This is a genomic window from Actinocrinis sp. (assembly GCF_035653575.1).
Taxonomy (GTDB): domain Bacteria; phylum Actinomycetota; class Actinomycetes; order Streptomycetales; family Catenulisporaceae; genus Actinocrinis.
Genome location: NZ_DASRBQ010000016.1, coordinates 67,969 through 91,957 on the forward strand (window position 1 = coordinate 67,969; position 23,989 = coordinate 91,957).

18 protein-coding genes are annotated in these 23,989 nt (G+C 72.3%); 9 read left to right on the forward strand and 9 right to left on the reverse strand.

From position 1 onward, the window contains the following. Window positions 1-31: 31 nt before the first annotated feature. The gene (locus VFA06_RS02565) at window positions 32-379 is read left to right on the forward strand and encodes an STAS domain-containing protein (protein ID WP_324838722.1); all 348 of its coding nucleotides are present in this window, start codon (window positions 32-34) and stop codon (window positions 377-379) included. A gap of 164 nt (window positions 380-543) precedes the next feature. Beyond that, on the forward strand, window positions 544-1,008 hold the full coding sequence (locus VFA06_RS02570; protein WP_324838723.1) for an ATP-binding protein: 465 nt from the start codon (window positions 544-546) through the stop codon (window positions 1,006-1,008). 4 nt (window positions 1,009-1,012) lie between these two features. Here VFA06_RS02570 and VFA06_RS02575 read toward each other — a convergent pair whose 3' ends face one another. From VFA06_RS02575 to VFA06_RS02585, 3 genes are all read right to left on the reverse strand, one after another. Further along, window positions 1,013-1,366: an STAS domain-containing protein gene (locus VFA06_RS02575; protein ID WP_324838724.1), complete on the reverse strand. Its 354-nt coding sequence runs from the start codon at window positions 1,364-1,366 to the stop codon at window positions 1,013-1,015. Beyond that, on the reverse strand, window positions 1,363-5,373 hold the full coding sequence (locus tag VFA06_RS02580; RefSeq protein WP_324838725.1) for a SpoIIE family protein phosphatase: 4,011 nt from the start codon (window positions 5,371-5,373) through the stop codon (window positions 1,363-1,365). Before VFA06_RS02580 ends, VFA06_RS02575 begins: the two co-directional genes overlap by 4 nt. A 112-nt stretch (window positions 5,374-5,485) precedes the next feature. Beyond that, window positions 5,486-6,508 carry a GlxA family transcriptional regulator gene (locus VFA06_RS02585; protein ID WP_324838726.1) on the reverse strand — a complete coding sequence of 341 codons (1,023 nt, stop codon included), beginning with the start codon at window positions 6,506-6,508 and terminating at the stop codon, window positions 5,486-5,488. A 16-nt stretch (window positions 6,509-6,524) separates the two neighbouring features. Here VFA06_RS02585 and VFA06_RS02590 point away from each other — a divergent pair, with 16 nt between their 5' ends. The 3 genes from VFA06_RS02590 to VFA06_RS02600 all read left to right on the forward strand — a co-directional run bounded on the left by VFA06_RS02590 (window position 6,525) and on the right by VFA06_RS02600 (window position 10,640). Further along, window positions 6,525-7,880, forward strand: a complete 1,356-nt coding sequence (locus VFA06_RS02590; RefSeq protein ID WP_324838727.1) for an APC family permease — start codon at window positions 6,525-6,527, stop codon at window positions 7,878-7,880. Between the two features lie 75 nt (window positions 7,881-7,955). After that, window positions 7,956-9,356, forward strand: a complete 1,401-nt coding sequence (locus VFA06_RS02595; RefSeq protein ID WP_324838729.1) for a DUF1800 domain-containing protein — start codon at window positions 7,956-7,958, stop codon at window positions 9,354-9,356. A 15-nt stretch (window positions 9,357-9,371) separates the two neighbouring features. After that, the gene (locus tag VFA06_RS02600; RefSeq protein ID WP_324838730.1) at window positions 9,372-10,640 is read left to right on the forward strand and encodes a DUF1501 domain-containing protein; all 1,269 of its coding nucleotides are present in this window, start codon (window positions 9,372-9,374) and stop codon (window positions 10,638-10,640) included. Window positions 10,641-10,695: 55 nt separating this feature from the next. Here VFA06_RS02600 and VFA06_RS02605 read toward each other — a convergent pair whose 3' ends face one another. The 3 genes from VFA06_RS02605 to VFA06_RS02615 form a co-directional block, all read right to left on the reverse strand. Further along, window positions 10,696-11,745 (reverse strand): aminoglycoside phosphotransferase family protein, encoded by a 1,050-nt coding sequence (locus VFA06_RS02605; protein WP_324838731.1) that lies wholly within the window; start codon window positions 11,743-11,745, stop codon window positions 10,696-10,698. A 120-nt stretch (window positions 11,746-11,865) separates the two neighbouring features. Beyond that, complete coding sequence (locus VFA06_RS02610; protein ID WP_324838732.1) at window positions 11,866-13,716, reverse strand: glycoside hydrolase family 15 protein; 1,851 nt, start codon at window positions 13,714-13,716, stop codon at window positions 11,866-11,868. A 685-nt stretch (window positions 13,717-14,401) separates the two neighbouring features. Beyond that, a complete protein-coding gene (locus VFA06_RS02615; protein ID WP_324838733.1) occupies window positions 14,402-15,130 on the reverse strand; it encodes an HAD-IA family hydrolase in 729 nt (242 codons plus the stop codon). Window positions 15,131-15,272: 142 nt separating this feature from the next. Between VFA06_RS02615 and VFA06_RS02620 the strand changes: the two genes are divergently transcribed. Further along, a complete protein-coding gene (locus VFA06_RS02620; RefSeq protein ID WP_324838734.1) occupies window positions 15,273-15,959 on the forward strand; it encodes a rhomboid-like protein in 687 nt (228 codons plus the stop codon). On the opposite strand, the gene VFA06_RS02625 is transcribed toward VFA06_RS02620, so the two are convergent. Next, on the reverse strand, window positions 15,919-17,199 hold the full coding sequence (locus tag VFA06_RS02625) for an MFS transporter (protein WP_324838735.1): 1,281 nt from the start codon (window positions 17,197-17,199) through the stop codon (window positions 15,919-15,921). The two genes, VFA06_RS02620 and VFA06_RS02625, sit on opposite strands and share 41 nt — an antisense overlap. A gap of 245 nt (window positions 17,200-17,444) precedes the next feature. Here VFA06_RS02625 and VFA06_RS02630 point away from each other — a divergent pair, with 245 nt between their 5' ends. Further along, window positions 17,445-18,545, forward strand: a complete 1,101-nt coding sequence (locus VFA06_RS02630) for a DUF4349 domain-containing protein (RefSeq protein WP_324838736.1) — start codon at window positions 17,445-17,447, stop codon at window positions 18,543-18,545. Between the two features lie 55 nt (window positions 18,546-18,600). Here the strand turns inward: VFA06_RS02630 and VFA06_RS02635 are convergent, their stop codons facing one another. Then, window positions 18,601-19,776: a helix-turn-helix domain-containing protein gene (locus VFA06_RS02635; RefSeq protein ID WP_324838737.1), complete on the reverse strand. Its 1,176-nt coding sequence runs from the start codon at window positions 19,774-19,776 to the stop codon at window positions 18,601-18,603. A 216-nt stretch (window positions 19,777-19,992) separates the two neighbouring features. On the opposite strand from VFA06_RS02635, the gene VFA06_RS02640 reads away from it, so the two are divergent. Continuing rightward, window positions 19,993-20,919, forward strand: coding sequence for a proline dehydrogenase family protein (locus VFA06_RS02640; protein ID WP_349260024.1), 927 nt, complete (start codon window positions 19,993-19,995; stop codon window positions 20,917-20,919). A gap of 52 nt (window positions 20,920-20,971) precedes the next feature. Continuing rightward, complete coding sequence (gene pruA / locus VFA06_RS02645) at window positions 20,972-22,597, forward strand: L-glutamate gamma-semialdehyde dehydrogenase (RefSeq protein WP_324838739.1); 1,626 nt, start codon at window positions 20,972-20,974, stop codon at window positions 22,595-22,597. Here pruA and VFA06_RS02650 read toward each other — a convergent pair. Continuing rightward, window positions 22,594-23,989: SpoIIE family protein phosphatase (locus VFA06_RS02650; protein WP_324838740.1), on the reverse strand; the 1,396-nt coding region annotated here is incomplete at its 5' end. The two genes, pruA and VFA06_RS02650, sit on opposite strands and share 4 nt — an antisense overlap.

A 23,989-nucleotide genomic window follows, 5' to 3' on the forward strand; every position in this document is an offset into this window, starting at 1 on the left:
GCAGGCCTGCTCGGGCAGGAGGAAGGCGGCAATGGCCGAGGCCCGTCCCTTGGACGTGCGAGTCCAGCGTGGCGCGCGCGACGGCACCACGCTCGTGCAGGCCGCCGGGGAACTGGACTTCACCTCGATCAACCGGCTGCGCGCGGTGCTGCTGCCGCTGGTGGCGCGCGGCACCGTGGTGCTGGAGGCCACCGAGGTCACCTTCTGCGACTCGGCCGGGCTGCTGGCGATCCTGCAGGCGAACCGCGACGCGCGGGCGCAGGGCGCGGTGTTCCGGCTGGCCGCGCCGTCCGAACCGCTCATCCGGGTCATCGAGCTGGCCGGCGCGCTCGGCGTGCTCGAGGTCTTCGCCGACACCGAGGCGGCGCTGGCCGAATGAAGACCGGATGATCACCGTACGAATGCTCGATGCCGGAGTCGTCGGCGGCCGATTGAACGGTCACGGGGGCGAGGCCGTGTGTAGCGGGCACCAGGTCCGCAGCGGACCGGTCGGGCAGGACCGCGGCCTGAGGGGAGCCGAAGCGTGGACGGGGTGAAGGTGCGATGAGTGGCGATCCGGCGCATGCGCGGCACTCGCTCGACGGGTCCGTGGCCAGCATCACCCAGGCGCGCGAGCTGGCCCGCGAGTACTTCGCCGCGCGCACGCCACCGCTGGGTCCCGCGCTGGTACGTGACGCGCTGCTGGCGGTCAGCGAACTGGTCACGAACGCGGTGCGCCACGCTCCAGGCCCGTTCGAGCTGGAGCTGGGCGACGACGGGCGCCTGCTGACGATCGCGGTCAGCGACACCGATCCCACGACGCCGGCCCCGCGCCCCGCCGACCTGCTCGGCGGCGGCGGAGTCGGGCTGCACGTGTTGAACGGTCTGGCGGGCCGGGTCGAAACCACGACGCACCCTGGCGGAAAGACGGTCGTCGTGTCGCTTGAGCGGGCCGGCGAGATGGTGCCCCCGCAGCGTCCGACCGGCCCGGCGAGTTCCTCAGCGGGTCCGCGGGCGACCGATCGGTGAGGCACTAGCCGCGCCCGCGCCCGCCGCGGCTGCCCTGTGAGAGGGCTGACACCGCTTCTTCTACGGTGCCGTGGCTCGGCAGGTCCATCAGCGCGGCGGCTCTGCGTAGCGGGCTGTGCGGGGAGAGCGCGATGGCCATCGTGTGACGCGCCAAGATCTTGTGCAACGCGGCGAACCCGGCGCTGTCCGAGTAGAGCAGGTCGCTCAGATCGAGCACCGCGGCCTGTCCGGCGGCGATCTCTTCGATGGCGGCGGTGAACTTCGCCGCGTTGGTGGCGTCTACCTCTCCGGTCACGGCCACGGTCACCGGGCCGCGCTCGTCTGTGGTCGTCTTCAGCGTGAAGTTTGCAGACGTCATCGGCGTGCTCCCGTGGTCGGCCGGGTCGCCGGCGCCGGGCCCCGGCGATGATGCATCGTCACACGGGTGCCCCTGGCGCCGCGCGCGATCTCCACGCTGTCGCTCAGGCCGTAGATCAATGTCAGCCCCGCTCCGCCCGTCGTCCGGCGGTCGCCCGGGGCGTCGGCGGCCCACTGCCCCGAATCACTCACGGATGCGCTGACCGACTCCGGATCGGCGAAGACCTCGACCGAGACGCACTGCTGAGGATCCGAGCGGGTGCCGTGCTCAATGGCGTTGGTCACCGCCTCACACACCGTCAGCAACACGTCATGGCCGAGCGTTCCCGGCAGGTCCAGATCGTCGAGCCATGTACGCAGCCGGGCGCGTAGTTCCGGTACCGCCTCGGGGTCGGCGGGCTGTGCGGCCACGAAGCTGGTCGGTGTCACTCCGACCGGGCGCAGCGCGAGCAGTGCGACGTCGTCGCGGTAGCCGCCGGGCGGGACCATCGCCTCGAGCAGGCGCGTGCACACCGCGTCGACCGGCTGGTGGCTCAGCCGCGCGGCGGCCGTCAGCAGCCGGTCGAAGCCCTCGTCGAGGCTTTCGCCGGGGCGTTCGATCAACCCGTCGGTGTAGAGCAGCAGCAGCGAGCCGGGCGGCAGCGGCTCGCGTCCCGGCGGCCTCGAGTCGTCCTCCCGGCCGACCGTGAGCGGCGGCCGGCGGCCGTCTTTGAGGTAGTGGGCGGCGCCGGACTGCGTCACCAGCAGCGGGTACGGATGACCGGCGCAGGCGTATTCGAGCACGCCCGCCTCGGTGTCGAGCACGGCGTAGGCCACCGTCGTGCACTCCGCTCCCGGCACGGTTGCCGCGTACCGCTCCAGCAGGTCGAGCACGAATCCGGGCGCGGGCTCGGTGAGCGTCGCGGCGGCCGCGGCGCTGCGCAATCGGCTCATCACCGTCGCCGCGGGCAGCCCGTGGCCGACCGCGTCACCGACGGAGACCGCGAGCCGGTGCTCCTCGAACAGCGGCGCCGCCAGGTACCAGTCGCCGCCCACGCGCATCATCTCCGCGGCCGGCTGGTAGACCGCCCCGAGCACCCCCGCCCGCGCGCGGCGGTCCAGTTCGAGCTGGTGCTCCTGGAATCCCATGGCGATGCGGTGCTCCCGCTCCGCGACGTGAATGCGTTCCAGCGCCTGTCCCGCCCCGAGCACCGCCTGCTCGAAGAGCTCCACCTCCCGCGGGGCGAAAACCCGCGGCCGGGACCAGGCCAGGGACAGCGCGGCGATCACCGAGCCGACCCGGTCGCGCAGCGGATAGATCAGCGCGGCGCGGGCCACCGGCTCGATGTCGTGCACCACGTCGGTGAACAGCGTGCCGAGTTCGCGCGTGTCCGGGATGATCATCGGCTGGGCGGATCTGATCACCATGGCCAGCGGGATCGGCGAGTCCGCGGAGATGACCCGGTAGCGCTCCTGCAGCTCGGCCGGCATCTCGCCGTCGTACGTGATCGTGATCGCGCCGGTGTCCGGCTCGAGCACGCCCAGCGCGGCGACCGACGCGTCGAGTCCCGCCGGGCTCGCGCGCAGCGCCTCGACCACCTGGGTGACTGAGGCGGCCGCGCTCAGGGCGGCGGCGAACTCGGCCAGCGCCGTGGCGCGGCGGGCTTCCGCCTGCTCGCGCGTCCGGCGATCGCGCTCGCGGGCGTCCGCGTCCAGGCGTGCGGCGATCCGGTTCAGCAGGTCGGCGGAACTGAACGGCTTGGGCAGATAGTCGTCGGCGCCCGCGGCCAGGCCGGCACCCGCCGCTTCGACGCCCGCGCGCGCGGAGAGCATCACCACTGGCAGCGTCGCCAACTGCGGGTCCGCGCGGATCGCGGCCACCAGGCCGAGCCCGTCCAGCGTCGGCATCATCACGTCCGTGACCACGACGTCCGGACGCCGCTTGCGCATCGCGCGCAGCGCGCTCTCGCCGTCACCGGCCAACGCCACATCCCAGCGCGCCGAACAGACGCGCTCCAGGTGGCGGCGCATGTCCGCGTTGTCATCGACGATCAGGACGAGCGGCCGTCGCTCCTCCCGGTCGTGCGCAGGCGCCGTCGAGTCCGCCCTCGCGAGTTCCGCCGGCTCGGCGAGTTGCGCTGCCGACTCGAGCCACTGCATCGCCTCGGCCAGATAGGCCGTCCCGCCGGGCGAGAGTGCGCGGACCGCCGCCAGCGCGTCGCTTCGTTCGGGCGCCTCGGACGTGGATTGGGACTGGGACTTGGATTCGGGCTCGGGGCCGGGCACCGGTTGCTGCGCCGCGGGCTCGGGAAGCCGCTGGGCCGACGGCAGCCGGACCCGCACGCTGGTACCGCGCCCCACGACGCTGTCGAGACTGATGCTGCCGCCGTGCAGGTCGACCAGGCTGCGCACCAGCGACAGCCCGATGCCGCTGCCCTCCATGCTGCGGGCGCGCGAGTTGCGGGCCTGGTAGAAGCGCTCGAACAAGTGCTCCAGGTCCTCGGCCGGGATGCCGGTCCCGGTATCCGTGACGGTGACTTCGACCGTCTCGTCGTCCGGGCAGGCCACGCGCACGGTGATCGAGCCGCTGAAGGTGAACTTGACCGCGTTCGACAGCAGATTGAGCACGATCGTCTCCCACATCTGCGGGTCGACGTCGGCCGGCGCCGGCGCGCAGTCGAGCGCGAGCTCGATCCCGGCGCGCTGGCACAGCTCGGCGAAGCTGGCGGCGATCTGCTTGGTGAGCGCTCCCAGATCGGTGCGCACCGGCTTCGGGTCGGCCCGCCCGGCCTCGGCGCGCGCGAACTCCAGCAGCGAGTTGACCAGGCGCAGCAGCCGGGCCGCGTTGCGCCGCGCGGTTTCCAGCCGTTCGCGCTGGCTGGGGTCGCGCTCGGCGCGGATCGCGTCCTCCAGCGGGCCGAGCAGCAGGGTGAGCGGGGTGCGGAACTCGTGGCTGACGTTCGTCAGGAACACCGTCTTGGCGTGGTCCAGCTGGGCGAGCGCGTCAGCGCGCTGCCGCTCGAGCTCGAAGGAGCCCGCGCTGGAGAACGCCGCCGAGATCTGGTCCGCGAGCAGCCGGCAGAAGCCCCGGTACTGGGCGTCGAGCGGCCGGTCGGGATTGAGGCCGACCAGCAGGGCGCCGTAGCCCGCGCCCGTCTGCGCGACCGCCATCGGCAGCAGCAGCGCCTGATGCGCACCCCGGTTTCCGAGCTCCGCGGCCGACGACTCCAGCCGGTCGCGCACGTCGAGTATCAGCGGCTGCCCGGCATCGAGCACGGCGTCTTCGGGCAGCCAGGCGTCGAGCGACTGCGGCAGCCGGTCGTGTACCGAGGCGCTCGCCCCGGCGAGCGTCGCCTGTTTGTCGTCGCCGCCCATGTACACCGCGATGAACGGCAGATCAGGGTGCGTACCGTCGCACACGCGCACGACGGCGTCCACGGCCTGGGTCACGGTCCGCGTGTGGAAGAGCTCCGCGGCCACGCTGGTCAGCAACCGCAGCCGCCGCTCACCGAGGACGCGTTGAGTGGTTTCCGTGACGGCGCAGAAGATGCCGCTGACCGTGCCCTCCTGCGCGATGATCGGGCTGTAGGTGAAAGTGAAGTAACGCTCGCGCGGGACGCCGTCTGTCACCAGGGCGAGCATCAGATCGTCGGACCAGGTCGCCCTGCCGGTGGCCATCACTCCGGCCAGCATCGGGCCGATCGGATCCCAGATCTCCGCCCACACCTCGCGCCCCGGCGCGCCCAGTGCGTCAGGGTGCTTGCGGTCGAGCAGCGGGATGTAAGAGTCGTTGTAGACCAGGTGCAGCTGCGGCCCCAACCACAGCACGATCGGGAAGCGCGAGGTCAACGCGACGGCCACGGCCGAGCGCCATTCCGGCGGCCAGGCCGCCGGCGGGCCGAGCGGGTGGGCGGACCAGTCGAAGCCCGCGAACTGCGCGCCCATCTCGCCGCCGAGCGCTACGGCAGCCGCCAAATCCGCGGGCAGCCCGTCCGCTCTCGGCGCGTGCGCGCTCCTCGCGTCCGCCACCGCCTACGCCCTTCCGTCCGCCGCGAGACACTCGGCGCGGCCGCAGACCGCCGTGCTTCGCATAAGGGTGTCGCCGGGGGCCCGCGGGGCGTCCTCGGCACTCGGGTCGAACCTACCGCTGAATCTGCGCATTCGCTGTTTCGTTCCCTCGTTCGCCGGGTCTCACGGCCGGATCCCGGCGGCGGAAGGCCTGCCGGTAGCTGTGCGGCGAGACGCTGGTGGCCCGGCGGAAGTGGTGCCGCAGGTTGGCGCCGGAGCCGAAGCCGGTCCGCGCCGCGATCCCCTCGACCGTCTCCTCGGTGGTTTCCAGCAGCTCCTGGGCCAGCCGGACCCGTTCCTGCAGCAGCCACTGCAACGGCGTAGTGCCGAGGTGGTCATGGAAGCGGCGGGCGAAGGTGCGTTCGCTCAAGTGTGCGCGGCGGGCCAGCCGCGAGACGGTGAGCGGTTCGTGGAGCCGGTCCCGCGCCCATTCGAGCACCGGCGCCAGGCTCTCGGTCCGCGCCGGCCGCGGCCGCGAGTGCAAGGTCGCGTACTGCGCCTGCCCGCCCTCGCGGTGCGGGGGCACCACCATCCGCCGGGCGACCTCGTTGGCGACGGCCGCTCCGTGATCGGACCGCACGATGTGCAGGCACAGGTCGATGGTCGCGCCGGTCCCGGCAGAGGTGAGGATGTCGCCGTCGTCGGTGTACAGCGCGCGGGTGTCGAACTCGACGCCCGGGAAACGCCCGGCGACGTCCGCGCCGTTCATCCAGTGCAGCGTCGCGCGGCGGCCCTCCAGCAACCCGGCGGCGGCGAGGATGTAAGAGCCCGCGCACAGCGCGACGACCCGGCGGCCCTTCTCGTACGCGACCCGGGCCGCGTCGGCCAGTGCGCGGGGCGGCGCCAGCTGAACCTCCCGCGAGCACGCGGCCATGATCACGGTGTCCGCGGCGACCAGCTCGTCGAGGGAGTGCGGCGCGGCCACCTGCAGCCCGCTGGCCAGCCGCACCGGCCCGGGCCGCGCGGCGCAGAGCTTCAGCTCGTACCACGGATCGACCAGATCGCTGCGGTCGATCCCGAACACCTCGCACGGCACCGCGAGCTCGAAGACCGGCGCGCCCTCCGTCACGGCGACGGCGACGACGTGTCTGCTCATGGCAGGAATTTAGCGCATGACGGCATTTCCGCCGATGGCCTTGGTCGCGGCCGCCCGGCAGGCTGCTGTCGTGAGCGAACTGACCGAGCTGACGAAACCGACCGGCACCCAGGACGCGATCCGGCCCGCGAGCGGCCTAAGCACCCTGCAAGGCACCGCCCTCTACGTGGGCGCGGTGCTCGGCACCGGCGTGATCGCGCTGCCGGCCCTCGCCGCGCAGCTGGCCGGGCCCGCCTCGCTGCTGGCCTGGTGCGCGCTCGTGCTGCTCTCGGTGCCGCTGGCGGCGACCTTCGCCGCGCTGGCCGCCCGCCACCCCGACGCCGGGGGCGTGTCGACCTACGCCCGCCTGGCCTTCGGCGAGCGCACCGCGGTCGTGGTCGGCTGGTGCTTCTTCTTCACGGTGCCCACCGGGGCGGCTCCGGCGGCCCTGTTCGCGGGCCAGTATGTGGAGGCGGCCCTCGGCGGCGGAACCGCGACCGCCACGATCACCGCAGCGGCGCTGATGGCCGTCGTCACCGCGACGAACGCGGCGGGCCTGCGCGTGACCGGCCGGGTGCAGCTCGCGCTCGCCGGCCTGCTGGCGCTCCTGCTCCTTCTGGCCGTCGCATTGGCCCTCCCGCACGCGCACTGGAGCAACCTCACCCCCTTCGCGCCGCACGGCTGGTTCTCGCTCGCCCCGGCCGCCGCCCTGCTGGTGTGGAGCTTCGCCGGCTGGGAGGCGATCACGCACCTGGCCGCCGAGTTCCGCCGCCCGGCCCGCGACCTGCCGCGCGCTACCGCGGCCGCGCTCGCCGTGGTCGGCTTGCTGTACCTCGCGGTCGCCTTCGCCGTCGTGACGGTGCTCGGTCCGAACGCCGCCGACTCGGCCGCCCCGCTCGGCGACCTCATGGCCCGCGGGCTCGGCGGGAACGCACGGCTGCTGGCCGCCGGCGCCGCACTCTTGCTGACCCTCGGCACGATGAACGCCTACTACGCCGGTGTCGCCAAACTCGGCGCCGCGCTCGGCCGAGACGGCGCCCTGCCCGAGTGGCTGGCGCGCGGCAGCACAGTAGGCGAGGTGCCGCGCCGCAGCCTCACGTTCGTATCCGCACTCACCATCCCCGGCCTGATCGCCACCGCCGCCTTCCACGTGCAGACCCGCACGCTCGTCTCGCTGACCGCCGGCCTGATCGTGGTGGTGTACGCCATCGGCGTGGTGGCGGCGCTCCGGCTGCTGCCGCGCCGCAGCAAGGGCCGCGCCGCCGCGGTCAGCGCGCTCGCCGCTGTCGCCCTGATCCTGGCGGCCACCGGCGTCTACCTGGTCTGGGCCGCGGTCGTGTCTCTTGCGGCGCTGCTCTACGCGCGGTTCACCCGCGCCGGCCGGAGAAGCTGAGCCGGTACCGGGTTCCGAACGACGAGCGCTGCCGCGCTTATCGCCTCCTTACCCGCGTTCGGCGACACTGTCCGCGTGACAGACAGTCAGCAGGATCGCGCGCTGATCGGGCATCTGTTGCGGCGCACCGGCTTCGGCGCGAGCGGAGCGGAGATCGACGCCGCCTCGGCCCTCGGCTATCAGGCACTCGTCGACGACTTGTTCGCAGTCGGCCCCGATCCGGGCGTCGTCGCCACCCCGCCGCCGACCGGCCTGGCCGATCCACTGCCCGGTGGCAAGGCGACCCCGGCGCAGACGAAGGCGGCGAACGCGCAGCGCACGCAGGCCGCCTACGAGCTGATCGCCTGGTGGATCGCGCGGATGGTCGCGGCACACCGGCCATGGGTCGAGAAGCGGACCTTCTTCTGGCACGGGCACTTCGCCACCTCGGTGCAGAAGGTGCGCAGCGCCGCGCTCATGCTCGAGCAGAACGAGACCCAGCGCACGCTCGGCGGCGGGGACTTTCGCACCCTGATGCGCGCGATGCTCACCGACCCGGCGATGATGATCTGGCTCGACGCGGCCGGCAGCACGGCGAAGGCACCGAACGAGAATCTGGCGCGCGAGTCGATGGAGCTGTTCTCGCTCGGCGTGGGCAATTACACCGAGACCGACGTACGTCAGGCGGCCCTCACGCTCACCGGCTGGCGGTTGGACCGCAGCTCCGGAAAGGCGGTGTTCGTCGCGAAGGCGCACGCCGCCGGACCGGAGACCATCCTCGGGCGTACCGCGGCGTTCGACGTCGACGCCTTCACCGACCTGCTCATGGCGCAACCGGCGAACGCGCGGTTCATCGCCTCGCGCATGTGGTTCCGGCTCGGTTCGAGCGACCCGATCCCGGCCGACACACTCAACCGTCTGATCTCGGCCTACGGTGCGAACCACGACCTGAGCGCCCTGGCCCGCGCCATCTTCACCGATCCCGTGTTCACGAACGACGCTGTTTCCACGAATAGCACCGCTTCCACGACCGACGCCGCTTCCACGAACAACGCTGCCACCGCCTCGTCCGCGTCGGCCCGCTACGCGCTCGTCAAGCAGCCTGTCGAGTACGTGGTCGGCGCCATGCGAGCACTGAAGGTCAACCCGCCGGCCGACGGTTCGGCACCGGAATCGGCCCTTTTGCGCGCCGCGCTCAACGGCCTCGGCCAACTGCCCTTCGCGCCGCCGAACGTCGGCGGCTGGCCCTCCGGCAGGCTCTGGCTGACCACGGCGGCCACGCAGGCCCGCATCACCTTCGCGCACTGGGTCGCGACAGCCGGCGACGTCTCCCAGGTCGCCGACGCCGCACCGAGCGCGCGCATCGACGCCGCCGCGCACCTGCTCGGCATCGACGCGTTCAGCGACCGGACCCGTGCCGCGCTCGCCGACGTGGCCGGGGATCCCGCGGCCCTCGTCGAACTCGCCCTGCTGAGCCCCGAGTACGCGGTCAACTGAGGAGGCACCGGACCCATGGACATGCTCACCCGACGCAAGTTCCTCCTCGCCTCCGGCGTGACCGGCGCCGCGGCGCTCGCCGGCGGCGCGACGGTCCTCGGCCTGCACGAGCTGCACTCGGCGGCCGCGACCGACCCGCTGCCGCCCGGCCAGGGCATCCTCGTGCTGCTCACCCTCTACGGCGGCAACGACGGACTGAACACCCTCGTGCCCGCCGCCGACCCGGCCTACCAGAAGGCCCGCCCGGACCTGGCCTACCAACCGCACGAGGTGCTCGACCTCGGCGACGGCCTCGGGCTCAACCCGGCGATGACGGCGTTGCACGGCCTCTGGCAGAGCGGCAAGCTCGCGGTCGTGCGCGGCGTCGGCTATCCGCAGCCCAACCACAGCCACTTCGTCTCGATGGACATCTGGCAGACCGCGTCGCCGAGCGAACCGGGAACGTCGGGCTGGCTCGGCCGGTGGCTGGACAGCCAACCGGACGACCAGCTGCGCGCCCTGCGCGCGGTCTCGCTCGGAGGAGTGCTCCCGCCGCTGCTCGCCGGCGCCAAGACCGCCGGATCGGCGCTCCCGCTCGGCCGCTTCGCCCTGCCGAGCGGCGCACCGGGAGAAGCACTCAAGGCGCTCGGCGCGGTCTCGCCGCAGGACTGCCCGAACGCCGCCTATGCGGCGCGCGACACCGCGGACCTGTTCACCGTCTCCGCCGCGTTCGGCCCGACCCTTGGCAGCGCGGCAGCGGCATCCAATAAGGGAGTTGGGAAGGTGAAGCAGCCAGCGGGCGCCAAGGTCAAGGCGGCCGGCACAGCCACCGGCGCCCTCGCCCAACAGCTCGACATCGTCGCGTCCTGCATCGAATCCTCGGTTCCGACGCGGGTCTACGCGGTCAGCCTCGGCGGGTTCGACACCCACTCGGCGGAGAAGGGGACGCAGAGCGCGCTGCTCAAGCAGGTCTCCGATGCCATCGGCGCGTTCCAGCAGCGCATCGCGGCCGGTTCGCGGGCGAAGGACATCGTGCTGGTCGCCTACTCGGAGTTCGGCCGCCGTGTGGCCGCGAACGCCAATGACGGCACCGACCACGGCACCGCGGGACCGGTATTCGTCGTCGGAGAGTCAGTGCACGGTGGCTTCATCGGAGAGCAGCCGTCGCTGACCGACCTCGACAACGGGGACCTGAAGTTCCACACCGATTTCCGGTCGGTGTACGCGACGGTCTTGCAGCACGTCCTCGGCACCGACCCGGCGCCCGTCCTCGGCGGCTCGTTCCCCAGCCTGTCTTTCGTGTGACGCTGTCCTTCGTGTGACACTGTCCTTCGTCTGACGCCGGGCGCCGCACCGAGAACTATCTGAGTTTATTGACCGCCTCGAGGATCCGCTTCGGGCACTCCCGGCCGAAGTGCTCCAGGTATTGAGGGTCCGTATATCCTCGCGGACCCATCTCGGTGAGCAGCAGTACCTGCATGTACAAGTGGTAGAGCGTCATGCGGCGCTCGGCCGCCTCGCTCTCGTCGATGGCTCCGCCGGCGGCCAGGTAGCCGGCGCGCACGTGTTCGTCCTGGTCGGCCCGCCCGAAGACCGCCATGCCGACGAACTCCATGAGCGGATCGCCCCAGATCATGCGCTCGCCGTCGATCAGGCCGCTGATGCGCGGCGCCGCGCCGTCCGCGTTCCCGTTCGCGTCACCGTCGGCCGCTTCGTGCCCGGTGATCATCACGTTGCCCGGCCACAGATCGAAGTGCAGCAGCGCCGGCGCCTTGATCTGCGCGAGCGCGTCGGCGTGCCGCTGCGCGACCTTGCGGACCTCGGCCGAGGGCAAGGGCAGCGGAGCGTCGAACCGGTCGGCGTCGTCGAGGATCGCACCGATCATCGCCGTGAACGCGTCAGGCCAGGTCGATCCGGACAGTTCGTCGACCGCCGGATAACCGAAGCGGCCCTGCGGATGCGTCACCCGGTGCAGCTGCGCCGCGATGCCGCCGAGCTGCCGCTTGAGCTCGGCCTTCGCGCTCTCGCCGAGTTGCTGCTCGACCGAGTACCAGGTGACGCCGTCGACCGCCGTCATCACGATGAAGTCGCCGTCGATGACCTCGCGCTCGAAGTTCGCGCACAGCACCTCGGGCACGAGCACGCCGCCGTCCGCCGCCGCGCGGAAGAACTCCGCCTCCCCGCGCATGATGTCCCGCTCGTAGGTGAGCAGCGGGATCCGCGGCTCCGGCGACGCCTTGAGCACGACCTCACGGCCGTCCGTCAGCGTGACGCGGAACGCGGCGTTGAAGAACCCTTCGTTGATCTCCTTCGCCGCGGCGATGCCGACGTGCGGCCCGAAGGCCGCGCCGATGAGCGCGGCAAGCGTCGGTCCGTCCACGCTGCGCTTGCTCAAGCTCTCGAACGCCACGACGGCCCCCTCGCTCTCGGCCCGCTTCCTCGCGTTGCCGCACGTCAAAGCGTCAAAGTATCAGGGCGCCCGGTACTGGGCGAACCGGTTACCGAGCGTGCCGGCCAAGCCGCGGTACCGTCACCACGGCCGCCCGTGCGGACGCGTGCCGCGCTGCGAGCGCCGCTCCAGTTCGCTGCCGAGCGTGGTGGCGGCGAAGATCAGCGCCAGGTGCGTGAACGCCTGCGGGAAGTTGCCCAGCTGCTCGCCGGTGGGGCCGATCTCCTCGCCGAACAGGCCGACGTGGTTCGCGTACGTCAGCATCTTGTCAAAGGCGTAGCGGGCCTTGTCCAGCTGTCCGGCGCGTGCGAGCGCGTCGACGTACAGGAAGCTGCACAGGTTGAAGGTGCCCTCGCTGCCACGCAAGCCGTCCGGCGCCGCCGACGGGTCGTAGCGGTAGACCAGCGAGTCCGTCACGAGGTCCTGCTCGATCGCGGTGAGCGTCGACAGCCACGCCGGGTCCTTGGGCGAGATGAAGCCCACGATCGGCATTATCAACAGCGAGGCGTCCAGCACGTCCCCGCCGTAGTGCTGCACGAACGCGCCGCGCCGCTGGGACCAGCCGCGCTCTATCACCTGCGTCAGGATCGCGTCGCGGGTGGCGGTCCAGCCCTCGAGGTCCGCGGGCCGCGCGTACTCCCGTGCCAGCCGCACGCCCCGGTCGAAGGCCACCCAGCACATCAGCCTGCTGAAGGTGAAGTCGCGCCGCCCGCCGCGGGTCTCCCAGATGCCCTCGTCCGGCCGGTCCCAGGTGGTCTTGAGCCAGTCGAGCATCCCGGAGAGCGTCTGCCAGCCCTGGTAGCCGGAGACCTCGGCCAGCTCGCGCGACTGGGTCAGCGCCCAGACCGCCTCGCCGTAGATGTCCAGCTGCAGCTGGTCCGCGGCCGCGTTGCCGATGCGCACCGGGCCGGACTTCTCGTAGCCCTCCAGGTGCGGAAGCTCCTCCTCGACCAGGTAGGGGTCGCCGTCCACGCGGTACATGATCTGCAGCGGCTCGCCGCACGCGTGCCGGGTGTCACGCAGCCGCTCGGTCACCCAGCGGCGGAACGCGTCTGCCTCCTCGACGAATCCGAGCTCTGCGAGCGCCCGGGCCGCGAGCGCGCCGTCCCGGATCCAGGTGTAGCGGTAGTCCCAGTTGCGCTCCCCGCCGATCTGCTCCGGCAGCCCGAAGGTCGCCGAGGCGATCATCCCGCCGGTCGGTGCGTATGTCAGCATCTTGAGCGTGATCGCGGAGCGGTGCACCATCGTCTGCCAGCGGCCCCGGAACGCCGAGCCGCGCAGCCAGGAGTGCCAGAACCGGGTGGTGGCCTCGTGCTCCTCCTCCAGCTGCGCGAGCGTGATCGGCCGGGCCGGCTCCTCGATCCCGGTGGTGAGCACCAGCGCCGCGGTCTCGCCGAGCCGCAGCGTCACGCTGCCGACGATGTCGTCGCCCTCGCGGTGGAACGGGAAGGTGGTCTGCACCTGCAGGTCGAGATCGGGCCCGCGGAAGACCGCCGCGCTGTCGCTCACCAGGGTCAGCTCGTGCCCCGCGCGGCCGTAGTCGAACCGGGGCCGGCATTCGAGCACGAACTTGACCGTGCCGCGCACCACCCGCAGGATCCGCACCACCCGCCGCCGGCCGCTGGCCCGCTCCGGCCGCTCCAGCGGCATGAAGTCGACCACCTCGCCGACGCCGTGGTGGGAGAGGAACCGGGTGATCAGGATCGCGGTGTCGGGCAGGTAGAGCTGCCGGGAGTTGCACTGCACGTCCGCGTCGTCGGCCGCGAGCCGCAGGTAGCCGCCGTGGTCGTGGTCGAGCAGCGACGCGAACACCGAGGGCGAGTCGAAGCGCGGCGCGCAGAAGAAGTCGAGCACTCCGTCCGAGGAGACCAGGGCACAGGTCTGCAGATCGCCGATCATGCCGTGCTCGGCGATGGGGGGATAGCGGCGCATCGAGATCGGCCTTTCGACTGGTCGGTCCGGAGCTTCAGCACCCTCCTGGGTCGCTCCAGGGTGCGGGTACCGGCGCGGGCGCGCGGTCAGGGCGCGCCCGGCAGTCACCCGGTTGGGGCACGGAAACGACCCGGAAACAGTGCGGAAACCACAAGAGCAACCGAGGCCCGCGACCACTCAACCGCCACGGGATAAAGGGCCGCTCAAGCCGCGCCGTCGCGGGCATCGAGTCCGCGTCGGGCGGAAGCACGCTCACAGCCGCGTCGCGACGGGGAGGCCAGAGGCGTGGAGTCCGGGGTGTAGCGGCGAGGGGAGGCGGGAACGCCAGAGGGAGCGTGCGAAGCCGGACGCAAAGAAAGGGCGGCTTCGCGCCACGGGGGAAGCGCGAAGCCGCCGGGACGCAGTTGATCAGACCGCGTCGGGAGGTCCGCCCGCCACGGGGGGAGCGGGCAGTGCCTCAATGTTGAACATTCTAACGCGTGTCGAAGCTAGACGAAAGTGCGCCCTCAACGCTCCGGTCAAGTGCGCCTCATGCGCTGCTGAATTCCCAGCTGAGCGCGTTTTCTGGCCGACGCCGCGTCGGTATGTCGGCCCGGGTGGGCCCGTGCGTCCCGCCGTTCGGGACACGTCCGGGAGAGGGATTCGGCAGAGGGACCCGGCCGCGGCGGAGCCCCTCGACGGCCCGTCAGCCGAGCAGTCGCAGAACGCTGTCCAGGCCGCGGTCCCCGGTCCGTGGCTCCGCGGGCAGGATCAGGGCACGAAGCCCGCAGGCGACGGCGCCGCCGTCCTGCGCCGGGTTGTCGCCGACCATCAGGGTGCGCCGCGGGTCGGCGCCGAGGTCCGCGCAGGCCTTGAGGAAGAGCCGCGGGTCCGGCTTCTCGCAGTTCAACTGGTACGACAGCGCGTACGCCCCGACCGCGTCGCCGACCCCCGCCGCCTCCAGATCGCGCCGCACGTCCCACACGATGTTGCTGACCACGCCCACCGGTATGCCCCGGCGCTCCAGCGCGCGCAGCACCGGCACCGTGTCCGTGTAGGGGAACCAGTTCTCCTGCGCCAGCACGGCTTCGTACGCCAGATCGACGATTCCGGCCAGTTGCGGCACCTCGCCGAACCAGATCCGCGTCGCTTCCCGGTGCCGCTCCACGTCCAGGTCCCGGCCCACCTGCGCGGCCTGCACGTGCGGCAGCTGCCCGGCGGCGCGCACCTCACGCGCCAGCGACTCGATGTCGAGGTCTGCGACGTCGCGCCCGGCGGCCTGCCACACCCGGAGTAAGAACACGTCCGTCGGCACCATGCGGAACAGCGTGTTGGCGAAGTCGAACAGGACGGCCTCGATCGGCGGGACGGGGGCGTCCAGCTCGTGGTCCGGGGTCTCGACGGCGGAAGGCAGGCTGTAGAGGTGCGTGTACATGGCGCCAAGTCTCGCTTATCGCGCCGCGCTGTGGATCTCCGGCGGTCACGGTTCGCCGGCGACTGGCGTTTCCGGGTGGCTATACACGTTCGGGCGGTGGGGAGGTCGGGCGCCGGGCCCGAGCCCCCGTCATGATGGATGCATGTCCCATCCGGCAGCGCGGTACCTGCGAACCGCGACTGAGGATGTCCTGGCGTATGTGCGCAGCGCTCCGGGAACCTATGCCTGGCTCGTCATCCTGCTGATCAATACGATCATCATGGATCACTTCAGCCCGCGGTTCCGCTACCACTTCGTGCTGCACCACTCCACCAATCTGCGCGAGCTCTCCCACGATCCGATCCGCGTTCTGATCAGCAGTGCGCTCTGGCTCGACGGCGGCCACTGGTGGCCCTACCTGATCCTCTACAGCCTCTTCCACGCTCCGGCCGAACGCTGGCTCGGCTCGTGGCGCTGGCTGCTCGTCGTGGTCATCTCACACGTCGGCGCCACCTACCTGAGCCAGAGCGTGGTCTACTACAACATCAGCCACGGCACCGCGCCCGCGTCGGACGCCTTCGTCGCGGACATCGGCGTGAGCTATGCGCTGGCCGGAGTGGAAGGCGTGCTGACCTATCTCATCACCGCGCCATGGCGATACTTCTACGTGGCAGGTCTGGTCATCTACTACGGCGTTGCAATGCTGGGGGATTGGGACTTCACCGACCTCGGGCACTTCACCGCGCTGCTGCTCGGTCTCGCCTGCTACCCGCTCACCCGCGACCGCGCCGGCTCCTGGGACCCGGTGCTCAGCCTGCGTTCGGTGTGGACGCGGGTTCGCTCAGAGTGAAGCCGCCGCCGTCTTCCTCGCCCGTGCCGCGGGCCTGCGCGCGCAGCGCGGCGAAGTGCTCCGCCGTGCGCCGCTCCCCGAAGCCGAACGCGAACGCCGCGATCGCGCCCGCCGCGACCAGCGGCACCACCAGCCCGGCCCGGTGCGGCACGCCCGCGCCCCACAACCCGGTCACCAGCGCCGAGCCGAACAGGAAGCCGACGTAGTTGAAGATGTTGAGCCGCGCCACCGCGACCCCGGTCTCGGCCGGGTCGAGCCGGCCGGCGGCGGAGAAGCACAGCGGGGCCATCACCGAGATGCCCAGCCCGACGACGCCGAAGCCGAGCAGCGCCACCAGCGGGCCCGGGGCCGCGACCGCGATCACGAAGCCGGCCGCCGCGATCGCCGCGCCGGCCCGCCCGACCGGGACCCCGCCGAAGCGCTCGGTGAGCCGGTCTCCCGCGAAGCGGCCGGCCATGAACGGCACCGCGTAGGCGAAGTAGACGATGGTGATCTGCCAGCCGTGCCCGTGCAGGCCGTCCTGGATGTAGAGGCCGCCGGCGCTGGAGACGGTCGAGTCCGCGAAGTAGGCCAGGGCCATCACCGCGCACACGGCCAGCATCGGCCGCCACGCGATCGCCGGCGGCTTGCCGGTCCGCGCGTCCACGGCGATCGTCTCGTCCTTCACGCCGGCCAGCAGGAACTTGCCGACCGCGAGCAGCAGCACGGCCAGCGGCGAGCTCGCCGCGGCGTAGAAGACCAGCAGCGAGGTGTGCGTGTTCGTGGCCAGGGTGGCCGAGACCGAGCCGATCGCCGCGCCGAAGGCCCACACCCCGTGGAAGGAGAGGATGATCGAGCGCCCGTAACGCCGCTGCAGCGCGACCGCCTGCATGTTCGTCGTCGCGTCCACCGCGCCGATCGCGGCGCCGACCAGCAGCAGGAACGGCATCGCCGCGCCGAGCGCGTGCGCCGAGCCGACCCCGGTGATCGCGGCCAGTACCAGCAGCTGCGAGACGCGCAGCACGATCCGCGAGCCGAACCGGCCCACCAGCGCCCCGGCCACCAGCGAGCCGAGCGCCGCGACCACCAGGACCGCCGCCATGACCGCGGCCACCGTCGAGTCGCCGATGTGCAGCTGCTTCTCCAGCGTCGGGATCTCGCTGGTGAGCGCGATCAGCGAGAAGCCCTGCGCGCCGAACGCGACGAACAGCGCGCCGCGCGACCGCCGCAGGGTCGCGTCCGTACCGCCCACACCGCTCACGATTCGCCGTCCTCCATGGAGGGGCAGCGTAAGAGCCGCGCCCGGCCCTTGGAAAGAGGCGCGGCGAAAAATGTGACCGCAGGTTCAGGTTTTTCTCGGCGCCGCCGTGCCCCGGCGCCGCCGAACCGATACCGAACGGTGATTCCGCCGCGGAACAGCCTCGGCCGCCGCCCCGTCCAAGAGGCGCTGACGCGGCGTCGGGCCGCGTCACGACGGCAGAGGGCGGGGCACGAATCGTGGGACTCATGCGAGGTGGGAAGCGGCGGGCCGGCTCGGCGGCGGCGGTGCTCGCGCTGGTGATCGCCGGCCCGCTGGCGCTGACGGCGTGCAGCGGCGGTAACAGCGGGACGAGCGCGTCCTCCTCGGCGCGCGGACCGGCGGCCGGGCAGGCGCAGGCGCCCGAGTCGCTGAAACAGGACTCGGCCGGCGGCACGTCGTCCGGCTCGTCGTCGGGGAGCGGGAGCAGTGCCTCGGGGACGGGCACGGCGGTGAAGTTGCCGAGCCGGGATCTGGTCATCACCGTCGGGCTGCAGGTCAAGACCTCTGACGCGGCGGCGGCCGCGGCGAAGGCGCAAAGCATCGCGCAGGCCGCCGGCGGCTACGTGGCCAACGAGTCGATCGGCTCGGGGCAGCAGGTGGTGACGCCGGAGCCCGCGCAGTCCTCCGGCTCCGTGGACGGCGGCACGACGCCGGCGCCGGCCACGCTGCCGGACATCAACGACGCGTCCGACTCGACGCAGGCGGTGCTGGTCCTGCGGGTTCCGCCGCAGAGTGTGGACTCGGTCCTCAACGCGCTCACCGGCAAGGGCACCGTCACCTACCAGAGCCGGACCGCGACCGACGTGACCGGCCAGGTGGCCGACGTGGCCAGCCGGGTGGCCTCCGCGCAGGCCGCCATCGCGGAACTGCGCGCCCTGATCGACAAGGCCGCCTCGATGAACGACCTGATCTCCCTGGAGCAGGCGCTCGCGCAGCGCGAATCCGACCTCGAAGGCCTGGAGGCCCAGCAGAAGGCGCTCGCCGACCAGGTGCAGTTCGCCACGATCACGGTCGGCTACTTCACGCAGGGCAAGCCGGCCGCGCCGCCGCCGGTCCGCACCGGCTTCATGCGGGGCCTGACGGTCGGCTGGCACGGCTTCCTCGCCGTCGTGCGGGGCCTGCTCGTCACGCTCGGGTGGCTCGTGCCGTACGCGGTGGTCGTCGCGGTGCTGTGGTGGCCGGTGCGCCGCCTGGTGCGCTGGAGCAGGGGCCGGCGCAGCGGCGGGGCACGGCCGACCGGGACCGTGGCGCTCGCGCCGGCCGGGCCGCCGGCGGCTGAGGGTTCTGATTCGTCCGCGGACGACTGAACCAGCGGCGCCGCGCCTGGCCGGATCTTCTTCCCGGCCGGGCGCGGCGCGCGGCTCACTGGTCCAAGCCGGGAAGCAGGGCCAGCGCCAGGTGCAGTTGCAGCCGGTCCTGGCCCGAGTCGAGGCTCAGGCCGCTGATCCGCTCGATCCGCTCCAGCCGGTGGTAGAGGGTCTGGCGGTGGATGCCGAGTGCCTGCGCGGTACGTTGGGCGCTGCCCGCCGAGTCCAGGTACGACTTGGCCGTGCGCACCAACTCCGGGCCGCCTTCCGCCAGGAGAGCCGCCACCCCGGAGGTGAGCACCGCGTCCCGCAACGCCGCGTCCGTGCCCGCGCCGAGCAGCCGGTGCACACCCAGCTCCGGCCACTCCAGCACCAGCGGCGCCGCCGCGTTCCGGCTCGCCGCGACGCGCGCCGCGATCCTGGCCTGCAGCCAGCTCTCGCGCGCCTGGACGAGGCCGGCGACCGCGCCGCCGATGCCTGCCGCCGGCGTCGGCACCGACGCCCCGGCGATCGACGCGGTCAGCGCGGCGAAGGCCGAGCGGGTGATGCCGCGCGCGGCGGCCAGGTCGCCGGGCGCGGAGAGCGGAACGATGAACGTCGACGCGTGCTCGCCGGAGCCGACCAGGATCGTGCGCGGCAGCCGCCAGGCGTTCACGAACACCGGGTCGCCCTTGCCCGCCGAGCGCACCGCGACCGCGGCCACCGGCGTCCCCGGCGGCATCGGCCACGACTCGGCGATCTCCTCGGCCGCCCGCGCCCGCGTCTCAGGGTATGTGGACAGCAGGTCGCCGACCTTCCAGCCCAGGTCCTCGCGCAGCCGCGAGCGCCGCGCCATCTCGCCCCCGGCCCGCGCGGCGGCCGCGACGAGCTCCGGCAGCGGCATCGGGTGACCGTTGCCCGCCCCGGTCTCCGGATCCTCCAGCAGCCACAAGTACCCGTAGGTGACGGATTGCCAGCGCACCGGGATGCACAGCCGGCCGAGCAGCCCGCGCTCCGGGTCCGGCGGGATGCGGACCGGCCCTGGCGCGTGCGCGATGCCGAAGGATTCGAAGTACCTGCGCACCTCCGCCGTCGCGCGCCGGTGCATGATCGAGTCCTGGCGCACCGTGTCGCCGGGCCGCTGATGCGCGCTCACCGCGACCAGGTTGAACTCGCGGTCCTCCAGCGTCACCGGGGCGCCCGAGATCAGGGCCGCGCCGTCGACGAGGTCCTGCAGGTCCGGCCCGATCACGGGTCACCTCTATCTCGTCATATCTCGTCAGCGCCGAGCGGTGGTTGCTGAGCGGTTGTCCGATGTGCCTGGTGTTGCCTCATACAAGTGTATGAGAAATTCATGCCTTCGCCTCGACATGGGTATCTCGTCGGGTCGGCCCGGCCTTCGTACCGTGGGCCTGTAGTCCGCAGCCGAACCGTCCTGATCCCCGTCCGCAGGAGGCAAGCAGTGCCCGTGCTCTCGTCCTTCTTGCTCAAGGCCTCGCGCAGCCCCCGGGTGCGCAGCGCGATCGTCGGCATCCCGGTGACCCGGCGCGTCGTGGACCGCTTCGTGGCGGGGGAGAGCATCGAGTCGGCGATCCGCGCCGTGCGCGCGCTGCGGGCCGACGGCTTGAGCGTGACCCTCGACCACCTCGGCGAGGACACCCGCGACGCCGCCCAGGCCACCGCGATCCGGGACGCCTACATCGAGCTGCTGACCGTCCTGCACCGCAACGGCCTGGCCGACTGCGCCGAGGTCTCGGTCAAGCTCTCCGCGCTCGGCCAGGCGCTGCCCGACGTCGGCGAGAAGCTGGCCCTGGAGAACGCGCGCGCGATCTGCGAGGCGGCGGCCGCAGCCGGGACGACGGTCACCCTCGACATGGAGGACCACACCACCATCGACTCGACGCTGCACATCCTGCGCGAGCTGCGCCAGGACTTCCCGTGGGTCGGCGCGGTGCTCCAGTCGATGTTGCTGCGCACCCCGCAGGACGCCCGCGACCTGGCCTATCCCGGCTCGCGGGTCCGGCTGGTCAAGGGCGCGTACGCGGAACCGCCGCAGGTGGCGCACGCGCGCAAGGCGGAGGTCGACGCCGCCTATCTCAAGTGCGCGGAGATCCTCATGTCCGGTGGCGGTTATCCGATGATCGCCAGCCATGACTCGCGCATGATCGCGGGCGCCACATGGGCCGCGCGCGACGCGCGCCGTGAGCCCGGCGAGTACGAGTTCCAGATGCTCTACGGCATCCGCACCGACCTGCAGCGCGAGCTCGCGCGCCAGGGCGAGCGGGTGCGCGTCTACGTGCCATTTGGTACGGATTGGTACGGGTACTTCATGCGCCGGCTCGCCGAGCGCCCCGCCAACGTCGCCTTCTTCCTGCGCGCCCTGCTCGGCCGCTGAGCCGCAGCCCCGGCAGACCACTTACCCGAGAGCGATTCCCCCGAGGAGCCCCATGGACGCCGTCACCCAGGTCCCCGCCCCCGTGAACGAGCCGGTGCTCGGCTACGCCCCGGGCAGCCCGGAGCGCGAGAAGCTGGTGCGCGCCCTGGGCGAGCTCGCCGACCACCCGGTCGACCTGACCATGACCATCGGCGGCGTGCAGCGGATGGGCGGCGGCGGCAAGCTCGACGTGGTCCAGCCGCACGACCACCGCTGCGTGCTCGGCACGCTCGCCGAGGCCACCGAGGACGACGCGCGCGCCGCGATCGACGCCGCGGCGGCGGCCGCCCGCGACTGGCGCACCCTCTCCTTCGACGACCGCGCCGCGATCTTCCTCAAGGCCGCCGACCTGCTCTCCGGCCCGTGGCGGGCCACCCTGAACGCCGCCACCATGCTCGGCCAGTCCAAGACCGCGCAGCAGGCCGAGATCGACGCCGCCTGCGAGCTGGCCGACTTCTGGCGCTTCAACGTGCACTTCGCCCGGCAGATCCTGGCCGAGCAGCCGATCTCGAGCCCCGGCGTGTGGAACCGCACCGACCACCGGCCGCTGGAGGGCTTCGTCTACGCGATCACGCCCTTCAACTTCACCGCGATCGCCGGCAACCTGCCCACCGCCCCCGCGCTCATGGGCAACACGGTGCTCTGGAAGCCCTCGGTCACCCAGCAGTTCTCCGCGCACTTCCTGATGCGGCTGCTGGAGGCCGCCGGCCTGCCTCCCGGCGTGATCAACCTGGTCACCGGCAGCGGCATCCCGGTGTCCGAGGTCGCGCTGCGCCACCCGGACCTGGCCGGGATCCACTTCACCGGCTCGACGAAGACCTTCCAGCACCTGTGGCGCACCGTGGGGGAGAACATCGCCTCCTACCGCACCTACCCGCGGCTGGTCGGCGAGACCGGCGGCAAGGACTTCGTGCTCGTACACCCCTCCGCCGACCCGGCGATCGTCAAGACCGCGCTCACCCGCGGCGCCTTTGAATACCAGGGCCAGAAGTGCTCGGCCGCGTCACGCGCCTACCTGCCGCGCGCGATGTGGAACCGGCTGCGCGACGACCTGATCGCCGAGGTCGACGCGCTGACCATGGGCCCGGTCACCGACCTGTCCAACTTCCTGGGCGCGGTCATCGACCGGCGCGCCTTCGACAAGCACAAGGCCGCGCTCGACCGGGCGCGCGCCACCGAGGGCATCACCGTCGAAGCCGGCGGCACGTACAGCGACGCGACCGGCTACTTCGTCCGCCCGACCGTGCTGACCGGCGCCGACCCCGCCGACGAGATCTTCACCACCGAGTACTTCGGCCCGATCCTGTCCGTGTTCGTCTACGACGAGCCGGACTTCGGCAAGGTCATGGAGCAGATCGACGGCTCCTCACCGTACGCGCTGACCGGCTCGATCATGGCCACGGACCGCGCGGTGATCGCCGAGGCGGCCGAGCGGCTGCGGTTCGCCGCGGGCAACTTCTACGTCAACGACAAGCCGACCGGCGCCGTCGTGGGCCAGCAACCGTTCGGCGGCGGCCGCGCCTCCGGCACCAACGACAAGGCCGGGTCGGCGCAGAACCTGCTGCGCTGGACCAGCACCCGCTCGATCAAGGAGACCTTCGTCCCGCCGACCGACTACACCTACCCGCACATGCGCTAGTCGCCGGGCTGGTCCGCGCCTCCGGCCTCCGGGGCGCCCGCGCCCGGGTCCGGGACGTGCGGGTCCTGAGTCACGTGCTCGAGTTCGGCCAGGGTGAGGATCACGTCCGCCGGGCTGGCCGTCGGGGCGTACAGCCGCAGCTCCGTGCCGTTGGCCTCGTGCGCCGCGCTCTGCCGGTGCAAGACGGCCACTCCCGCGCTGGCCAGGTGGCTCACTCCGGTCAGGTCCACGGTCAGGTCGCGGGTGCCGGCCACCCCCGCGGCCCGCACGCCGTGCTCGACCTGCTCGGCCGTGGCGGCGTCGACCGGACCGTCGATCCGGAGGCGCGGCTCGGGCGCCCAGGGCTCCTCCAGGACCAGCAGCGGGTCGGCGGGCTCCGGCCGCGGCGCTGGCCGGCCGGCGGCCAGCAGTTCGGCGGTCAGCAGCCTGGCCGGGCGGGTCGGGGTCAGCGTCAGCGTGGCGGTGGTGCCGCGCTCGCCATGGTCGATGCGCAGGTCGTCGGCTAGCGCGGTGGCGAGTTGCAGGCCCAGGCCGCGGTGCGGTGAGGGCAGCGGTTCCCGCCAGACGCCCCGGTCGCGCACCCGGGCGTACAACCGGCCGTCCTCGGCCAACCGGGCGCTCACGGCGAAGGTCCGGCTTTCGTTCGTGCCCTGGTACGCGTGCTCGATGCTGTTGGTGGCCAGCTCGACCACCGCGTGCTCGACCGCCTCGGCGTGCTCGGGTCCGACTCGCGCGGCCCGCAACCAACCCGCCAACTGGAGTCGCATCGTGGCGAGCTGCTGCGGGTCGGCCGCGACCACCAGCTCGAGCGGCGGTATCGGATCGAGCCGCTGGCTCGCGAGCAGGGTGATGTCGTCGCGGTGGCCGGTCACCCGCGTGAGCAGTTCGAGCATCTGTGTGCACACCCGCTCGGCGGCAGTCAGATCATCGTCGTGGAACGCGCGATCCGCTGCTACGTCCGCGGCCACTCGAGCCAGCTCCACGCTGCCCTGCGTCGGCTGCCGGCCAGGGCGCTCGAGGATGCCGTCGGTGTACAGCAGCACCACCTCGCCGGGCCCAAGCCTCCCAGTGCCCACCTCGGCCTCGGTGAACGCGCCGCCCACGCCGAGCGGTCCGCCGCCGGTGGTCGACAGATACCTGGACTCACCTGCGGGATCGAGCAGTAGCGGCGGCGGGTGCGCCGCGGTGCAGTACGAAAACGCGCCGCTGGTCGTGTCGAGCAGCACCACGCACACGGTCGCCGCACGCGCGCCGCGGATCCGCGAGGCCGCCGTGTCCAGCGCACTGAGAGCGGCCGGGATCTCACCGCCGGCGATGAGCCGCTCGCGCAGGAGGACCCGCAACTGGCCCATGGTCGCCGAGGCGGCCACCCCGTGCCCGACCACGTCGCCG